At 60.6% G+C, this 17,959-nt stretch carries 12 protein-coding genes and 2 pseudogenes; 4 read left to right on the top strand and 10 right to left on the bottom strand.

The genetic code is table 11. The features are described from left to right. Window positions 1–84 precede the first annotated feature (84 nt). From GIV26_RS06455 to xylA, 5 genes are all read right to left on the bottom strand, one after another. Window positions 85–1,026 (bottom strand): ornithine cyclodeaminase family protein, encoded by a 942-nt coding sequence (locus GIV26_RS06455; RefSeq protein WP_236279698.1) that lies wholly within the window; start codon window positions 1,024–1,026, stop codon window positions 85–87. 224 nt (window positions 1,027–1,250) lie between these two features. Next, window positions 1,251–2,387: a sugar ABC transporter permease gene (locus tag GIV26_RS06450; RefSeq protein WP_236279697.1), complete on the bottom strand. Its 1,137-nt coding sequence runs from the start codon at window positions 2,385–2,387 to the stop codon at window positions 1,251–1,253. Then, window positions 2,388–3,941, bottom strand: a complete 1,554-nt coding sequence (xylG, locus tag GIV26_RS06445) for a D-xylose ABC transporter ATP-binding protein (protein WP_181124157.1) — start codon at window positions 3,939–3,941, stop codon at window positions 2,388–2,390. Further along, window positions 3,938–4,939 (bottom strand): D-xylose ABC transporter substrate-binding protein, encoded by a 1,002-nt coding sequence (gene xylF, locus GIV26_RS06440; protein ID WP_181124158.1) that lies wholly within the window; start codon window positions 4,937–4,939, stop codon window positions 3,938–3,940. Before xylF ends, xylG begins: the two co-directional genes overlap by 4 nt. Before the next feature lie 144 nt (window positions 4,940–5,083). After that, the gene (gene xylA, locus GIV26_RS06435; RefSeq protein WP_236279696.1) at window positions 5,084–6,400 is read right to left on the bottom strand and encodes a xylose isomerase; all 1,317 of its coding nucleotides are present in this window, start codon (window positions 6,398–6,400) and stop codon (window positions 5,084–5,086) included. Window positions 6,401–6,681: 281 nt separating this feature from the next. Between xylA and GIV26_RS06430 the strand changes: the two genes are divergently transcribed. From GIV26_RS06430 to GIV26_RS06420, 3 genes are all read left to right on the top strand, one after another. Then, window positions 6,682–8,097, top strand: a complete 1,416-nt coding sequence (locus GIV26_RS06430; protein ID WP_236279695.1) for a PAAR domain-containing protein — start codon at window positions 6,682–6,684, stop codon at window positions 8,095–8,097. Further along, the gene (locus GIV26_RS06425; protein WP_054895673.1) at window positions 8,094–8,483 is read left to right on the top strand and encodes a hypothetical protein; all 390 of its coding nucleotides are present in this window, start codon (window positions 8,094–8,096) and stop codon (window positions 8,481–8,483) included. The genes GIV26_RS06430 and GIV26_RS06425 overlap by 4 nt, the downstream gene beginning before the upstream one ends. Window positions 8,484–8,610: 127 nt before the next feature. Next, window positions 8,611–9,786, top strand: a complete 1,176-nt coding sequence (locus tag GIV26_RS06420; RefSeq protein ID WP_034127136.1) for a XylR family transcriptional regulator — start codon at window positions 8,611–8,613, stop codon at window positions 9,784–9,786. On the opposite strand, the gene GIV26_RS06415 is transcribed toward GIV26_RS06420, so the two are convergent. From GIV26_RS06415 to GIV26_RS06400, 5 genes and pseudogenes are all read right to left on the bottom strand, one after another. Continuing rightward, window positions 9,783–11,045 (bottom strand): carbohydrate porin, encoded by a 1,263-nt coding sequence (locus GIV26_RS06415; RefSeq protein WP_072448538.1) that lies wholly within the window; start codon window positions 11,043–11,045, stop codon window positions 9,783–9,785. The two genes, GIV26_RS06420 and GIV26_RS06415, sit on opposite strands and share 4 nt — an antisense overlap. Window positions 11,046–11,102: 57 nt before the next feature. Continuing rightward, the gene (locus GIV26_RS06410; RefSeq protein ID WP_236279694.1) at window positions 11,103–13,511 is read right to left on the bottom strand and encodes a glucose/quinate/shikimate family membrane-bound PQQ-dependent dehydrogenase; all 2,409 of its coding nucleotides are present in this window, start codon (window positions 13,509–13,511) and stop codon (window positions 11,103–11,105) included. Between the two features lie 290 nt (window positions 13,512–13,801). Continuing rightward, window positions 13,802–14,338, bottom strand: a pseudogene (locus GIV26_RS27335) (methyl-accepting chemotaxis protein); the annotation flags it as partial. A gap of 327 nt (window positions 14,339–14,665) precedes the next feature. After that, window positions 14,666–15,745: pseudogene (locus tag GIV26_RS27330) on the bottom strand (HAMP domain-containing protein); the annotation flags it as partial. A gap of 138 nt (window positions 15,746–15,883) precedes the next feature. Beyond that, window positions 15,884–16,774: a bestrophin family protein gene (locus GIV26_RS06400; RefSeq protein WP_003190542.1), complete on the bottom strand. Its 891-nt coding sequence runs from the start codon at window positions 16,772–16,774 to the stop codon at window positions 15,884–15,886. A 331-nt stretch (window positions 16,775–17,105) separates the two neighbouring features. Between GIV26_RS06400 and GIV26_RS06395 the strand changes: the two genes are divergently transcribed. Further along, window positions 17,106–17,957 carry a hypothetical protein gene (locus tag GIV26_RS06395; protein ID WP_236279885.1) on the top strand — a complete coding sequence of 284 codons (852 nt, stop codon included), beginning with the start codon at window positions 17,106–17,108 and terminating at the stop codon, window positions 17,955–17,957. Window positions 17,958–17,959: the final 2 nt, after the last annotated feature.

Genomic DNA, 17,959 nt, shown 5'->3' with positions numbered 1-17,959 from the left:
GCGTGCTCGCGAAAAACGTTGACGATAACGCGCCGATTCTGTGTGACCGCAGTGCCTGTGAGGTCTTGGCGAGCAAGCTCGCTCCTACAGTCGATACAGGGCATTGGCCAGGGCGATGTCTTCCAGGCCCAGGCCGATGGAGCGGAAAAAGACGTGACGATCGTAGTCGGGGCGCTGGGCCATGTCGCTGAACAACTCGGGCAGGTCGCCGACAATCGTGCGTTTGTCCCAGCCGTGCTGTTCGCTGGCGATCAGCATCTCACCGGCCGAATCCGGAGTGGTCTGGCGGTAGTCGCAGAACACGTGCATCTGGTTGAGGCAATGTGGCGGTACTTCATGGGCACGTGGCGCATTGGTGCTGATGGAGGTAATCAGCGCGGGTTTGCTCAGGCGCGAGGGGTCGATGACCGGCCCGGCGGACGAGGTGCACAGCAGGATCACATCCGCGTCTTCCAGGGCGGCCTCACAACTTGAGACGAGGCTCAGGCGCGGGTCCAGGCTGGTCAACTGCGCACGCGTCTCGGCGCTGGCGCTGCCCAGGCTTGGCGAGTACAGGCGGATCTGCTGCCAGTCGCGCAGGTTCTGCACATAACGCAGGTGCGCCTGGGCGATCTTGCCGCTGCCGATGATCGCCAGGCGTTGCGCTGCCGCCGGTGCCAGCGCATCCACAGCCAACGCCGTCGTGGCGGCGGTGCGTGCGGTGGTCAATTCAGCGGCATCGCACAACAGCAACGGCTGGCCGCTGTGCATCGACATCAACAGGGTCCAGGCCGTCACTAGGGGGCCTTGTTCACGCACGATATAAGGCGAGGTCTTGACCCCGTACACCCCATCTTTGACCAGTACGCCCAGGTAGTTGATGAAATCCCCGGCGCCTTGGGGAAATTCCACCAGCTGTTGCGCCGGCTGTACCGCTTGCCCGGCGGCGAGGTCGCGGAACAGTTTGCGCAGGATCGCGGGTACATCGACTTGAGCCAATAAAGTACGGGCCTGGGCCTGGTCGATGACGAGGGGCGTCGTGGACATGGGGTTCTCCGGATAAACTAATTTGTCTATTATGGACTTTTAGTTTTTATCCGCAATAACCTGAGGGAAAAATGAGATCAATGTGGGGGGAGCCATGAAGATCAAATGTGGGAGCTGGCTTGCCTGCGATAGCGGTGTGTCAGTCGGTCCATCAGGTGGCTGACCCGCCGCCATCGCAGGCAAGCCAGCTCCCACAGGTGATCGGTGGTGTTCTGGCGGACGAGTTATCGCCTGCCCGAGCGCGTACTCACATCCACCCACACCGCCAGCACCAGAATGCTGCCCTTCACAATCATCTGCCAGTAGCTGTCCACATCGAGCATCGACATGCCGTTGTCCAAACTTGTAATCACCAACGCGCCAAGCAACGCGCCATAGACGGTGCCCGAGCCGCCGCGCATCGACGTGCCGCCGATAAAACAGGCAGCGATGGCATCGAGTTCGCCCATGTTGCCCGCCGACGGTGAGCCCGCCGCCAGGCGCGCGGTGTTGACCAGGCCGGCCAGCGCGCACATCACTCCCATGATGCCGAAGATCCACAGTTTCACCGCTTGCACGTTGATGCCGGATAGCCGTGTGGCTTCCATATTGCTGCCTACCGCATACACGCGGCGGCCGAATACGGTCTGGCTGGTGACGTAGCTGAATACGCCGAGCAGCACCAGCAACAGCAGAACCGGCACGGGGATACCGTCGTAGCTGTTGAGGGTGGTGACGAACCCGGCGAGCACCGCGCCGATCAATACCACACGTAACACGTCGCGCACCAAAGCGTGCGCGGCCAAGCCATGCAGTGCGCGGTTGCGCCGCTGCTTCCAGGTCAGGAACAGCGTCAGTGCGAACAGCAGTAGGCCAAGCCCCGCGCCCACACTGTGGGGCAAATACCCCTGGCCCACATACACCAGCGACGGCGACACCGGCGCAATGGTGGTGCCGCCGGTAATCCCCAGCAGAATCCCGCGAAACGCCAACATTCCGCCCAGGCCGACGATGAACGAGGGGATGCGCAGGTAAGCGGTCATGTAGCCGTTGGCCAGGCCGATCATCAAGCCGCACAGCGCCACCAGGCTCAGGTTGGCCAATAGCGGCACGTGATAGACCACATCCAGAATCGCCGCCAGCCCGCCCAACAGTCCGAGCAACGAGCCCACCGACAAGTCGATCTCGCCGCCGATAATCACCAGCACCATGCCGCAGGCCAATATCCCGGTGATCGACATCTGCCGCAGCAGGTTGGAGAGGTTGCGCGGGGTGAGAAAACCGCCCTCGGTCTGCCAACTGAAAAACAACCAGATGAACGCCACGGCGATCACCAGCGCGAGCATCTTGTAGCGGGTAAAAAGGTGTTTGACCTGATTCATCTACGCGGTCTTCCGATCATTAGGGTTATGGCTGAGCGCGGCGGCGAGCACCTGTTCCTGGGTGAGCCCTTCATTGATGAAATCCCCCCGCAACTGGCCGTCGCCAATCACCAGCACGCGGTTGGACACGCCGAGCACTTCGGCCAGTTCTGAGGAGACCATGATGATCGACACGCCTTCGGCGGCCAGCGCACCCATCAATTTGTAGATCTCGTACTTGGCGCCCACGTCCACCCCGCGTGTGGGTTCGTCGAGGATCAGCACCTTGGGCTGGGTCATCAGCATTTTCGCCAGCACGGCCTTTTGCTGGTTGCCGCCTGAGAGGTTGGTGATCGGCAGCGACGGGCTGGCGGTCTTGAGGTGCATGCGGCTGATCTGCTGGTCGATGCTGCCCAGTTCGGCCTCAGCGTCGATGCGGGTCATGTGCGCGTAGGTGTCGAGCACCGCCAGGGTAATGTTCTGGCCTACCCCCAGGTCGGGAATGATGCCTTGGCGCTTGCGGTCTTCGGGCACCATGCACAGCCCGGCGCGGATCGACTTGAGCGGCGTGCGCGTGTCGATCACCTGGCCGTCCAGCCATACTTCGGCGCTGTAGCGGCCGGGGTAAGCGCCGAACAGCGCCGACACCAACTCCGTGCGCCCGGCGCCCACCAAGCCGGCGATGCCAAGGATTTCACCGCGCCTGAGCACGAAGGAGATGTCGTCGACGCGCTTGCGCTTGGGGTTATCGACGTCGTAGCAGGTGACGTTACGCGCTTCGAAGATCACCTCGCCCACTTCATGGTGCTCGATGGGGAAGAGGTTGCTCATTTCGCGGCCGACCATCTGCGTGATGATCCGGGGGATGTCCATGTCTGCCATGGCGGTGGTTGCGATGTGCTTGCCGTCGCGAATCACTGCAATGGTGTCGCACACCGCCGCCACTTCATCAAGCTTGTGGGAGATGTACACGCAGGCCACGCCCTTGGCCTTCAGGCCCTTGATAATGTCCAGCAACACCTCGATTTCGCCACGGGTCAAGGCCGAGGAGGGCTCGTCAAGAATCAACAGGCGCGCCTGTTTGTTCAAGGCCTTGGCGATCTCCACCAGTTGCTGGTAGCCGCCGCCGTACTGCGACACCGGCAGCGCCACATTCATGTCTGGCACCTTGAGTTCACGCATCAACGCCTCGGCGCGGTGCAACATCGCCGGGTAGTTCATGCGCCCACCGGGCAGGGTCAGTTCGTGGCCCATGAAAATGTTCTCGGCCACCGACAGGTCGGGCACCAGGGTCAGTTCCTGATGAATGATGACAATGCCGGCCGCCTCGGTTTCGCGGATGGACTGGGCCTTGAGCGGCTGCCCATCCCAGAGGATTTCCCCCTCCCAGGTGCCGTGCGGGTACACCGCCGACAGCACCTTCATCAAGGTGGATTTACCCGCCCCGTTTTCACCGCACAGGCCCACGCATTCCCCAGGCTTGACCTTGATGTCTATGCCGTTGAGAGCGTTGACACCGCCAAAGCTTTTGACGATGCCGTTCATTTGCAGCAGGTAATCGGCGGCCACGGTCATTGCCCGGCGATCTGCTCTTTGGTGTAGAAACCGTCCTTTTCCAACAGGTCGATGTTGGCTTTGGTCAACGGCGTCGGCGTAAGCAGGATGGTGTCCACCTTCTTGCTGCCATTGTCATATTGCGAGCTGTAGGTCGGCTGTTCGCTGCGTGCCAGTTGCACCGAAAGCTTGGCCGCTTCGGTAGCGATCAGCTTGAGCGGTTTGTACACGGTCATGGTCTGGGTGCCGTTGATCACGCGCTTGATCGCTGCGAGGTCAGCGTCCTGGCCGGAGATTGGCACCTTGCCCGCCAGTTTCTGCGCGGCCAGGGCCTGGATCGCACCGCCGGCGGTGGCGTCGTTGGAGGCGACAATAGCGTCGATCTTGTTGTCGTTACGGGTCAGGGCGTTTTCGACAATGCTCAATGCCTCGGTGGGGTTCCATTCCTTGACCCATTGCTGGCCGACGATCTTGATATCGCCTTTGTCGATGGCCGGTTGCAGCACCTTCATCTGACCTTCGCGCAGCACCTTGGCGTTGTTGTCCGTCGGCGCGCCGCCGAGCAGGAAGTAATTGCCCTTGGGCGCCGCTTGCAACACGCCGCTGGCCTGCATCTCGCCGACTTTTTCGTTATCGAAGGAAATATAGGCGTCGATGTCGGCATTGAGGATCAGGCGATCATAGGACACCACCTTGATCCCGGCTTTCTTGGCTTCGGCCACCGCATTGGTCAGCACCGTGGCGTTGAACGGCACGATCACGATCACATCGACGCCCCGGGAGATCAGGTTTTCGATCTGGGCAATCTGCTTCTGCTCGTTGGCATCGGCAGACTGCACGAACACCTTGGCGTCGAGCTTTTCCGCAGCGGCGACAAAGTAATCACGGTCGCGGGACCAGCGCTCCAGGCGCAGGTCGTCGATGGAAAAACCGATTTTGGGGTGCGCAGGATCCGCCATCACCGGCAGGGCGAGCAGTGCCAGGGCTGCGGCGAGCAGGGCAGGTTTGAATGACTTCATGGTGGTGCGTCCTTTTATTGTTGTTGGAAAGACACTAGGTGAAGATCCTCTTTGTGGCGAGGGAGCTTGCTCCCGCTGGAGTGCGTAGCACTCCCATTTTTTGGGGCCGCTTCGCGCCCCAGCGGGAGCAATCTCTGGCCACAGTCAGGTGTAGATAAACCGATTCACAACGCCTTCAAGCATCTCCTGGCGCCCACTCACCGCCTGCGGGTTCAGCGCGTTGGCAAAGGCATGTTCAGCCAATGACTCCAGGCTGAACTCACCGGCCAACACCGCCTGGCCCAATGGCTGCTGCCAGCCGGCATAGCGTTGGTCCTTGAACTGCTGCAAGCGGTCGTCCTGCACCATCGCCGCCGCACGCTCCAGGGCCAGAGCCAGCACATCCATGGCGGCGACATGCCCGTGGAACAGGTCCACCTCGTCCAGGCTCTGGCGGCGCACCTTGGAATCGAAGTTATAGCCGCCGTTCTTGAACCCGCCGGCCTTGAGGATTTCATAGGTGGCCAGGGTCATTTCTTCGACGCTGTTGGGGAACTGGTCGGTGTCCCAGCCGTTCTGCGGGTCGCCGCGGTTGGCGTCGATACTGCCGAAGATCCCCAACGACACGGCGGTGGCGATCTCATGATGAAAGCTGTGCCCGGCCAGCGTCGCGTGGTTGGCCTCGATGTTCACTTTGATCTCGTGTTCCAGGCCGTACTCATGCAGGAAGCCGAACACGGTGGCGCTGTCGTAATCGTATTGGTGTTTGGTCGGCTCTTGGGGCTTGGGCTCGATCAACAGGTCACCCTTGAAGCCGATCTTGTGCTTGTGTTCAACCACCATGCGCATAAAACGCCCGAGCTGTTCGCGCTCGCGCTTGAGGTCGGTGTTGAGCAAGGTTTCATACCCTTCACGGCCACCCCACAGCACATAGTTGGCGCCCTTGAGGCGCAGCGTGGCATTCATCGCGCTGAACACCTGGGCGGCGGCGAAGGCGAACACCTCTGGATCTGGATTGCTCGCCGCCCCGGCGGCAAAACGCGGGTTGCTGAAGCAATTGGCGGTGCCCCACAGCAGCTTGATGCCGGTCTGTTCCTGATGGCGCTCCAGGTGGTCGATCATCTGCGCAAAGTGATTGCGGTACTCCTTGAGCGTGCTGCCTTCGGGCGCCACATCGGTGTCGTGAAAGCTGTAGTAGTCGATGCCCAGCTTGGAAAAAAACTCAAACGCCGCCTCGGCCTTGCCGATGGCCACCTCCATCGGATCGCCACTGCGCTGCCACGGGCGCTTGAACGTCCCCATCCCAAACATATCCGCCCCCGGCCACACAAAGGTATGCCAGTAACAGGCGGCCATGCGCAGGTGCTCCCGCATGGGCTTGCCGAGGATCAGCTTGTTGGCGTCGTAGTGACGAAACGCGAGGGCAGAGGTGCTGGCAGGGCCTTCGAAGCGCACCTTTTCGACACCGGGGAAGTACGGCATGGGTTTTTCCTTATTGTTCTGAGCGGTGTCTGGATACTAGCAATGGCACTTGGGCGGCTGATTATGAAAATCACCAAAGGGGAGTGCGATTTTGAGTGAGGGGCTGAGAACGGCTGAGGGAGTACAGGATTTAGAGAAACGTCTGACTTTACGGTGGGGATATGCCTCTTCAAGGTTTGGTGTGCCACTTGCTCGTTTACCTCGGAAGGCGTTACGCGTCAGTTTTCTTATCGGGACGAGCAGGGAAGTACGGCCAAAAAACATGGATAAGAGGCAAAAAAATGAGCGTAGGTTATTTCATTGGACTGGGTGACAAGACCACCTGCGGCGGGGAAGTGCTGGACGGTGATAAGAGAGTCAACATACATGGCCTTTTTCATGCGTGCGAAGGTGACCGAGTCACCTGCGGCAAGGATGGGCAAACTTATAAGATCGTCGGTGGCGTTTCCCACATAAACAGCCATGGTCGGCTTATGGCCGGCACTTTGGATAGTTACAGCGACTGTCCCTGTAAAGCCGAGCTGATTCCTTCGGTGTACTCGGCCACCTATGAAAACCAACATGCAGAACCGCCCATTAACCTGCGAGTAGCTCCAACAAACCCATCATCTGTAAATCGAAACACTGTAGCGCCACGTCATTCTGGTTTCGTGCCGTCCGGTCATGTTGGATCAATGGCATCCAATGGTGTGCAAGGTCAGGAGCCAGGTTTTTATATCGTGCCCAAAAGCATGACCCGCGAGGCGCTGGAAGCCACACTTTTTCCGACGCTCGACCCGGCTGTAATGCGCAAGTTTCAATCGCTGAATCCCAACACAGGCTACGTCAAAGCTGGTTCGATGATCGTGCTCAGCGATCCGAAAAACACCTCCTGCTCGTATGAAGAAGCTCAACTGATGCAGGCTGCACAACACGTCAGCGCATCACTGGATGAGCTGACGCCGGACGAGGCTGACTTTCTGCATCGCCACGGTGCAGAGATCGCCGGTTTCATCGGCCAAACCTCAACCTGGCTCGGCGTCAGCGCAGTGGTGATGGAAAAACACCTGAGCAATCTGCGCGAAACGCTGCAGGCCATGGAGCGCCTGCATCAGGACAGCTATCGGCAGCACGGACACCTTAGGTCACCGCAGTTCTTTGCTGATCGTCAGCGACTTATGAATCAGTTGGATGCTCATCTGCTCAACTCCACCCGCCTGCGCGGGCAGACCACCTTGGGCGATCACCCCAAGTTGAAAACGGCCCTGGGTATATCCAGTCGCAGCTTGGTGCATCACTGGGACAAGGCGGGTGGGCCGGGGCAGATTCCGGGGTATGCCGCTCATGTGGAAGCGGTCAGCCGTGCCACGAAGTACATGAAGGCAGGGGGTTATATCGGTATTGGACTTGGGGGAGTGTCTTCGTTGCTGGCTATTGAGCAGGTATGTAACGGGGATTCTGGAGCTGCATGTGAGAGGGTTAAGTTCACTGAAGGGGGGAAATTCGCTGGAGCCACATTGGGGGGTATTTGGGGTGGAGTGACGGGTCAAATTGCGGGTGGTTCAATCTGTTTGGGGATTGGAGTGGCAACCGGCGGGCTTGGAGGGGTCGTCTGTGTCGCGGCCTTAGTCGGGGCCGGCGCCTGGGCAGGTACGACTTTCGGTGAGATGGGTGGCGATTATATTGGGGAAAAAATTTACGAGGCTTTTCAACCATGACCCGTATTGACTCTTGGTCACCCTGGGCTGCGATCATTTTTACCGGCGGGCCTTTTCTGCTCGAACTCGTGAGTATTGCGTACAGCTTGTTCCTGAGTCATCGACATTTGGATGCGATAAAAGAGGCATTGAAAAACAGTCGCTATATTTATCTTTGGGGGCCGAGCCTGGGGAGGCGCGGCTATATTTGGTCGTTGTTGGAGATGGCGAAAATCACCGGGATGATAGCGATGCCAAGGACATATATCCGCATTGGTGACTTGAGCCCTATCGATTATGAAAACTTTCCTCCGTACCTAAAACGCCTGCTGAACCTACATTTAGCAATGGTAGTTGGCACTGGCGTTTGGCTAGGAACTGTATTCATAGTTTTAAAATTTAGGTAGATAGAACGGGCCTCCCTGAGGCCCGATATGCTCAGACTGCTTCCAGGACGTGACATCGATTTGAATGTAGCTAGGCGTGCGTAGTACACAGGCCTAATCTGCACCGACCGGCCCCAGGACAAAAACAATGAAAACCCTACCGCCCGTTCACCGTATCGCCTTGCTCTTCAACGGCAGCAAAATCTACGACCGCGGCATCATCGCCGGTATCGGCAACTACCTGAGCAGCACCCGCGCATCCTGGGACCTGTTCCTGGAAGAAGACTTCCTCTGCCGCCTGCGCGGTATCGAGCGTTGGCAGGGCGATGGGATCATTGCTGACTTCGATGACCCGCTGATTGGCGAGGCGTTGGCCGGCAGTCGGGTTCCAGTGGTGGCGGTGGGTGGGTCTTATGAGGATGTGGGCAAGTACCCGAAGGGCATTCCCTATGTGGCCACCGATAACCATGCCCTGATGAAGCTGGCCTACGAGCATCTGGTGGAGGCGGGTTTGACGCGGTTTGCCTGTTTCAGCCTGCCCGAAGCCCAGGCCAATCGGTGGGCCCAGGAGCGTGAGAAAGCTTTTCGCCGCTTGATGCAGCGTGATGGCTTGCAGGTAGAGGTGTATCGCGGCCTGGGCACCAGTGCGCCGTTGTGGGACAGCGCGGTGGAGCAGCAGATTGCCTGGCTGCACAGCTTGCCCAAGCCTATCGGCATCATCGCGGTGACCGATGCCCGCGCCCGGCAATTGCTGCAAGCCTGCCTGACGGCGGGTATTGCGGTGCCGGAGGAGGTGGCGTTGATCGGCATCGACAACGACCCGCTGACCCGCACCCTCACGCGGGTGCCGCTCAGTTCGGTGATCCAGGGCACGGAGACCATGGGCCGTACCGCTGCGGCATTGTTGCATCAGATGCTGCATGGCAAACCCTGCACGGGCACGCAGGTGCTGGTGCCGCCAGACGCCATTAACGTGCAAGCCTCCAGCCTGCATCAACCCCTGGGCAACCCTTACGTGATGCAGGCCTTGTTGTTTATCCGCCAGTACGCCTGCCAGGGTATCAAGACCGATCAGGTCGCCGCTTATGTCGGTGTTTCCCGCTCGTCCCTGGAAGCGCATTTTCGCAAGGCGCGTGGCTGCAGCGTGCATGATGAGATTTTGCGCTTCAAACTCGCCGCTGCCGCCAAAGGCCTGGAAAACCAAAGCCTTGCTATAGCCGACATTGCCGCACGCTGCGGCTTCACCTCTGCGCAGTACCTGCATACGGTGTTTCGCCGCGAATTTGGCTGCACGCCACGTCAGTATCAGCAGGGCGCGAGCTAGAACACCGCTTTGACTTGCAAACCCAGCACCAGCGCATTGTCGATGCTCTCACCGGAAAACGCCCCCGGCTCGATGATGTATTGCACATCCGGGCGCAAGGTCAGCCAAGGCGTGGCCTGGTAGCCATAACTGAGTTCGATCAATTGTTCGGCGCTGTCGATTGAGGGGTAGGACGCCCCGGCATTGAACGCAGCCAACTCTTGCACATCACGGCTGCGCGGGTTCGGCACCGCGCGGCCATAGCCCAGGGCGACGGTATCGCGCGGGCGACCTTCGAACGGCTTGTACAGCACCACGCCTGCGCCATACCACTTGGTGAACGGCGAGGCCGCTTGGCTGGCGGCAGAGTACTGGCCGAAGGCGTGCAGGCTACGGCCTTGGGATGATTGTGAGGCCCACACAGCCTGGTCGATCAAGAGGTAGTGACCGCCGCGCCCGCTGACGTCCTTGTTGCTGCCAATACGTTTTACATCGGAACTGTCGTAGTAATACCCGAGCTTGTATTCACCGGGCAGTGCGCCCGCATGCTTGTAGATAAGCTCGATGGGCACCACGGTGCCGGTGGTGTGCTTCGGCCCCAGGTGCCAGGCACGGCTGGAGTTGCCGTTGCTGGACGGGTCGACATTGAACGCCGCCACGCGCAGTTGCCAGTTGGGCGAAAAGTCGTATTTTACCCGGGCACCGAGGTGCGCATTCGGGTAGTTGGCCCAGCCACTGCCGCCGGACATATTCAGCGGATGCCCGCAGAAGCCGGCGTTCATGAAGTTGCACAGGATGCCGCTGTCCAGGCCGCCGAGATCATTGCCCATGGCCATATAGCCCAGCTTGAGGTTCAGCGCCGGGGTGAACAGCGTGCGCTCGTAGCTCAGCTCGGTGAGGCGCGTGTAGAGGCCGCCGTAGTTTTCCTGGATCGGCAGGCGGTTGCCCACCAAGTCCTCGGAGGCGCTGTTGCCGCGTCGGTCGTTGATGGTCAGCTGGATGCGGTCGCCGTTGTTGAAACCGTAGAGCTTGCCCAGGTCGAACTGCACGCCGAGCTTGATATTTTGCGAATAGCGCGCCGAACGGTGTTGGCCGCCGTGGGCGTTGTAGGCGGTCTCGCCGCTGTAGTCACCGGTAAAGCGCACACCTTGCGCGTCGAGTTCGCGGCGCAGGCCGCCCCAGTCGCCGGTCAGGGTGGTGTCGTCGGCTTGAACGGGCAGGGCGGCCGCAAAGGCCAGGCCCAGCGCCAGGCGCCAGGCGGTATGAGGAGTAGGGGTCATGGGGGATCTTTCCAAACACAAAGCGCGGTGCCGGAGCACCGCGCGAACAGAGGGCGGTTACGGCAGGGCGTAGGCGATCACGTAGTCGCCACGGTCGGTGGACTGGCGTGCGCCGCCGGCGGTGACGACGATGTATTGCTTGCCGGTTTTCGGCGACACGTAGGTCATCGGCCCACCCTGGCTGCCGACGGGCAGGCGTGCTTTCCAGATTTCATCGCCATTGCCGCTGTTGAAGGCGCGCAGGTAGAAGTCCTGGGTGCCGGCGATAAAGATCAGGCCGCCTTGGGTGGACAGCGTACCGCCCAGGGTCGGCAGGCCTACCTTGATTGGCAGGTGCATGCGGATACCCAGGGGGCCGGTGTCTTCAACGGTGCCCACCGGTACTTGCCAGGCGACCTTTTGCGTCTTCATGTCGATGGCGGTCAAGGTGCCGAATGGCGGCGCCTGGCACGGAATGCCGGCCACCGACAGGAAGCGGTTTTTGTTCACCGCGTACGGCGTGCCCTTGAGCGGCACGGCGCCCATGCCGGTGTTCAGCGCTTCCCCACCGGAAGAGGCCTGGGCCTTGTTCTGCGACGGTACCATCTGGATCCACAGGCCCAGGCGCATGTCGTTGACGAAGATAAAACCGTGCACCGGGTCGGTGGAAATGCTGCCCCAGTTCATGCCGCCCAGGGAACCCGGGAAGCTCAGGGATTTATCGGTGCCCGGCGCGGTGTACAGGCCGTCGTAGCGCATGCCCTTGAAATCGATGCGGCACAGCAACTGGTCATACGGCGTCGCGCCCCACATGTCCGACTCGGTGAGGGTTTGCGCGCCGATCTGCGGCATGCCGACGGATTTAGGCTGGGTCAGGGAATACGGCTCGTTGGGAATGTTCGCGGCTTTTACCGGCACTTCCTGCACGTCCGTCAGCGGCTTGCCGGTGGCGCGGTCGAGCACGTAAATCTGCCCGGCCTTGGTGCCGATGACCACGGCCGGTACAGCCTTGTCGCTACCTGGCGGGGTGAAGTCGATCAGGCTTGGCTGCATTGGCAGGTCGAAGTCCCACAGGTCGTTGTGGACCGTCTGGTAGACCCACTTCTCGGCACCGGTGGAGGCGTCGAGTGCCAGCACCGAAGCGCCGTATTTGTGGTTGAGCTGGGTGCGCTCCACGCCGTAGATATCGGTGGAGGAGCTGCCCATCGGCAGGAAGACCGTGTTCATCAGTGGGTCGTAAGACATCGGCGCCCAGCTGTTCGGGGTGCTGCGCACGTAGGTGGCGTCGCCCGTCGGGGCCTGCTTGTCTTCAGGGTTGCCTGGGTCGAAGGCCCAGCGCATCTGGCCAGTGATCACGTCAAAGCCACGGATCACGCCACCGGGCATATCGGTCTGCACGTTGTCTGCCACGCGACCGCCGACTACGACGGTGGTACCGGCCATCAGCGGCGCCGAGGACAGTTGGTAGTAGCTGTCCGGCACATTGCCCAGGCCGGCCTTGAGGTCCACCTGACCGTGGGTGCCGAAGTCTTCGCAGAACTTGCCGGTGTCGGCGTCTACGGCGATCAGGCGTGCATCAATGGTGTTGGTCAGCAGGCGACGCTGGCACTGCGCACCGGCGGGCACGCTGGCGGCCAGGACCGGCGAGCTGTCGGGCTGGGTCGGCTGGGCAATCGGCGCGCTGGCGTCGAAATACGCCATGCCCCGGCAACGCTGCCACACTGCCGATTTGGCGTTGACTTCGTTCTTCCACAGTTCTTTGCCGGTGTCGGCATCCAGCGCGATCAGGTTGTTGTGCGGGGTGCAGATAAACACTTTGTTGCCGATCTGCAGGGGCGTCAGTTGGTCTTCGGCACCGTTACCGTCGCTGATGGCCACGTCGCCGGTGTGGTAGGTCCAGGCGACCTTGAGCTTGTCGATGTTGTCGCGGTTGATCTGGTCCAGCGCGGCGAAACGGCTGCCACCTTCGGTATTACCGTAGTGGGCCCAATCTTTCTGCGCATCGGCCGCAGCCACCGGGGTGACGCCCGGGCCTGCACCGGTGGGCGCAACGCTGGGGTGCGCGACAAACATATTGCCCGCTGCCACCGCCACGCCCAGCGCCAATACGGCGGCGACGCCATAGGCACCCCGCGCCGGTTTGCCGGCCAGCAACGGATACACCAGTGCGACCACCACGCCAATCACCGCAAACATGAACAGTCGCGAGAACAGCGGCCAGTATTCCAGGCCCACGTCGGCCACCGCCCACACGGCGGTAGCCACTAGAAACGCGGCGAACAACCAGGCGCCGGCAGGCTTGCAGCGGGCAATCAACAGCCCGGAAATGGCCATGACCACGCCGCCCAGCAGGAAGTACCAGGAACCTCCCAGGCTGACCAGTTTGGCGCCGCCGACGGCAAGCGCAAGGCCGAGCAGGGCGATGACGACGCCCAGGCCCAGGAGTAAGAATCTAGAGACGCCAGCGGCGCGCGATGCTCGTTTCATGTCGAATGGACTCGAGTGAGAGAGGGCAAAGACGCGATTTTAGCAAGATAAGTAACCGGTTAGTACATTTGAGTCCTGCAATAGACTGTTGCAGGTACTGCGATGATGGGCAGGGCCGCCTCTGAGTCGGCCTAGATGGACCCGGCGACGCGTACCCTGTGGCGAGGGAGCTTGCTCCCGCTGGGGCGCGAAGCGGCCCCGCTCTTAATTTAAAAGACTGGGACTGCTACGCAGTCCAGCGGGAGCAAGCTCCCTCGCCACGGTACAGCGCTGCCTTTATTGGGCGGGCATCAGAACTTGAAGCGCCCCACCAGCCCATTGAGCTGGCCGGAAATATCAGTCAGCCGCCCTGAACCGGTCTGCGCCGAATGCGCAAAGCCTTCCACCAACTGCGCGTCGGCGTGGATCTGCGCGATATGCCGGTTGATCTCTTCGGCCACCTGGTGCTGCTCTTCGGCGGCGGTGGCGATCTGAGTGTTCTGGTCGCGAATCGAATCCACCGAGCCGCGGATCTTGTCAAAGCTGTCGCGGGCCTGCTGGATGCGCTCCACGCTGGTGTTGGACACCAGCAAGCTGCTTTGCATCTGCTGGGTGACTTCCTGGGTGCGGCGGGCGAGGTTGCCCAGCAGGCTGTCGATTTCGCCGGTGGAGTCAGCGGTGCGACGCGCCAGTGCACGCACTTCATCGGCGACCACCGCAAAGCCGCGGCCCTGGTCGCCAGCGCGGGCGGCTTCGATCGCGGCGTTGAGCGCCAGCAGGTTGGTCTGTTCGGCAATCGAGCGGATGGTGTCGAGGATGGTGTTGATGTTCTGGCTGTCTTGCTCGAGCAACTGCATGGTCTGTGTGGATTTTTGCAGGTCTTCGCTGAGCTTGAGCACGCTGCCGGTGGCTTCGCCGATGTGCTGCTGGCCGGTGTGCACGTCGCGATAGCCCTCATCGGCACTCGTGGCGGCGGCGCTGCATGAGCGCGCGACTTCGTTGGCGGTGGCGACCATCTCGTTGAACGCGGTGCTCACCAGTTCCACGGCTTCGCGCTGGCGGCCGGCGGCCTGGTTCATATTGTTGGCCACGGCGCTGGTGTCGGCGGCGGCGGTTTGCAGGTCTGAGGAGGCGTTGCCGATGCGCTGCACCAGTTGCGCGATCATGCTCAGGAACTGGTTGAACCAGCCGGCCAGGCTGGCGGTTTCGTCCTTGCCTTGCACTTTGAGCTGGCGCGTGAGGTCGCCTTCACCTTCGGCGATTTCCTGCAGGCCGTCGGCCACACCGCGAATCGGACGTACGATCACACGGGCGAAACTGGCACCGACGATTGCGAACACCACGGCCAGTACGGCGGCGATCGCAGCGATCAACCACGTCAGGCGGGTGGCGCCGGCCATCACTTCGTCACGCTTGATCAGGCCGATAAAGCGCCAGCCCAAGTCTTTGGAACTGACCACGTTAGCCATGTAGGCCACGCCATCGATGCTCACCTCGGTCACGCCATCGCCGTGCTTGGCCAGTTCGGCGTAGTTCGCGCCCAGGCCCGCCAGGGGCTTGAAGTTGTGCGTGGCATCGCTGGGGTCCACCAGCACGTTGCCGTCGGCTTCCACCAGCATCAGGTAGCCGCTGTCGCCCAGCTTGATGGTGCGCACCAGCTCGGTGAGTTGCTTGAGCGACACGTCAAGGCCAACCACCCCAAGGACGTTACCCGTGGCATCCGCGACGGTGCGCACGGTGCCGATCAGCACCACATCGTCCGGGGCCCAGTAGTAGGCGCCTGTGCGCACGGTCTTGCCTGGCGCTGCAATGGCGGCCTGGTACCAGGGGCGGGTGCGCGGGTCGTATTGCGTCAGCTTGGCGTCGTCCGGCCAACTGGCGTAGCCGCCATCGCTCAGTCCCAGGGACAGGTAGGCGGTACTGGGGTGGCTTTTGGCGAACTGATCAAAAATCGCCAGCAGTTCGGTGTTGGTCGGCGTCAGCGGAATTTGCGCTGCATCGGCGCCGGCGTAGTTCTTCAGGTTCTTGGCCGCGATCACACGCGGGTCTTTGGCGACGAAGTCGACATTCTGGCTGATGCCGTCGAAAAACTGCTGCATGCCATTGTCGATCTGGCGGATCTCGCGGCCGCTGCTGTCGAGGAAGTTGGCCAGCGCACCCTCGCGCAGGTTCAGCACCACGATAATGGCGACCAGGATGACCGGCACGCACGCGATGGCCGCAAACGCCCATGTCAGCTTCTGCTTGATATTCATGACTTCACCCGCGGGTATTTATAGTTTTGGCAAGGGGAGAAAAATGGCTACTGCGTGTCGCAGGCGTTTTTGTGAGAGGCGAGGCCATGCGTACCCTCGGTATATCGGCCGAGGGAGTTGGCACTTGAGGAGGGGGAATCAGGCGATCGGGTCACCGACCAGGGCATCGCGGCGCATCGACTGCAGGTTCTTCTCGATGGTTTCGCAGATGCTTTCCATCTGGATCTGGTGTTCGCTGGAATTGAACGGGCTTTGCAGGTCGGTGCCGATGCGTTCGATGGCCAGCAGCATGAAGCCCACGACCGTGGAGGCCAACGGCGTGAACCAACCGAGCGATTCCACCAGGCCCACCGGCACGATCAGGCAGAATAACGAAATGAATAGCCGCGGGAAGTACACGTAAGGGTAGGGCAGTGGCGTGTTGGCAATCCGCTCCATGCCGCCCTGGGCGTTGGAGAGGTCCACCAGGGTCGACTCCAACCGCGCCAGGCGGATGCTGTCCAGGCGCCCGGCCTGGTATTCGCGCGCCAGCAACGAGGCCGAGCCGGTGAGGATGTCATTGGCGAAGTTATTGGTGGCGCCGTTGCGCGCAAATTCTTCGGCGGGGATAAAGGCTCGCACTTCCTCCGGGCACGGCTGGCCCTTGAGGTGCGCAGCCAGGCAATTGACGTAAGCCACGTGACGGCGCAACAGCGTCGACTTCACCGGGTTCACCTCACCAGGGGCGTCATCGAGCAGGGTCAACACTTGCCGAGCAAAACTGCGCGAGTTGTTGACCATCGCACCCCACAGCGTGCGTGCTTCCCACCAGCGGTTGTAGGCGCTGCTGTTGCGAAAACTGATCAGCACCACCAGTGCCGAGCCGAGCAAGGTCAGGGGCATCAGCGGCAAATTGATCTTGGCGGTGAGAAACAGCATGAAATCCACCGTCACCGCCACATCCCACAACAACAGCCAGAACAACGCCCAGCCCACATAGCCCATGGTCTTGATGATCAGGCGGTATTTCTTCAGAAGGGCAGCTTTCAAACGAGAACCTCGCGGCGGGCGGTTGGCAACAATCCCCTGTTACGACGCCGCCGAGGAGGGAAGGTTCGCAGTGTGCTGAATCGATTAGTCCTCTAACCGCCAGGCGGAGAGAATGTAACCAAAGGTTGCGCGTAAGTGTGTGTGTCACGGGGCATTTGACGGTGGAACAACTTTGGTACTGATGACGTCTTGTCCGGCAATCGCTGTACATTGCGTTCGAGGCAAAAAGCCATTAATGGCAGGAATTTTGAAGTGATTTGTTTTGGGGCCGGGCTGCAGGGATTTCGTAGCTGAGATCAGTGGCATCAAGTTGGATGATCAGGGCTCTTTCATGCGTGTCAGTTCGTTGAAGTTGGCTATGTGTAATACCGCGCAAGCGCTCGAACGTCATAAGGATTTTGAATCGTGCATGAGAGCGCATTACCACGTGCTGCTCGTGCCCTATTCGAAACGACCGTTTTTCTACAAGAGTGCCCTTAAATACAGCCGCTTGATGGTGTCGTTTGCATTATTGAGCCAATACTTTTCCACACCGCTGCCGTTGTTGGCAGAAGTTAAAGCCTTGTGCGTAACGCGCAAATATTGTTCGAAAAACAGCCTGGAATCGATTTTTTTGCTATTCCGGGCTCTGGGTTTCATGGAGGTTGCGCCGCACCCCGAAGACAGTCGCTTCAGGGTGTATGCACCCTCGGATGAAGCCTGCCGCGAAGCGCGGTTGATGCTCACCGCCCTCACGGAGTCGTTGGCGCTGCTCTACCCCGAACGGGAAGTGTTCCGGCAGATGCGCGACTTGGATGACCGCGAGTTCCTTGCGCTCTATTTCAAGGGTTTTGCCATGATTCTCGCGGCCGAGTTGACGGTGGATGTCTTGCTGCCCGAATGTTACTGGCTGGTGAAGCGCGACGCCGGCCATCTGTTGATGCTGGCGATCTACAATGACGCCTTTGCCCCTGAGAACGACCGCGCCACCTTCCGGTCGTCTTCCTACCTGGCCTTGGCCAAGCAACTTTCCGTGTCCAAGACCCACGTTATCCGTATGGTGCAGGAGGGGGTCGAAAAGGGTTATTTCAAAGCCCACTCCAAAACCCGGCTGGAAGTTCTGCCACCCTTTGCCAGCCTGGTAAAGCGGTTCATGGCCTTTTCATTTGCGATGGGCCTGCATGCTATTGAGATGGGAGCGTAAGG

It is taken from the genome of Pseudomonas sp. PA-1-3F (assembly GCF_021609665.1).
In the GTDB taxonomy this organism is placed as follows: domain Bacteria; phylum Pseudomonadota; class Gammaproteobacteria; order Pseudomonadales; family Pseudomonadaceae; genus Aquipseudomonas; species Aquipseudomonas paracarnis.
Note: the sequence above shows the minus strand (reverse complement) of the source record. Positions and strands in the feature narration are given on the sequence as shown.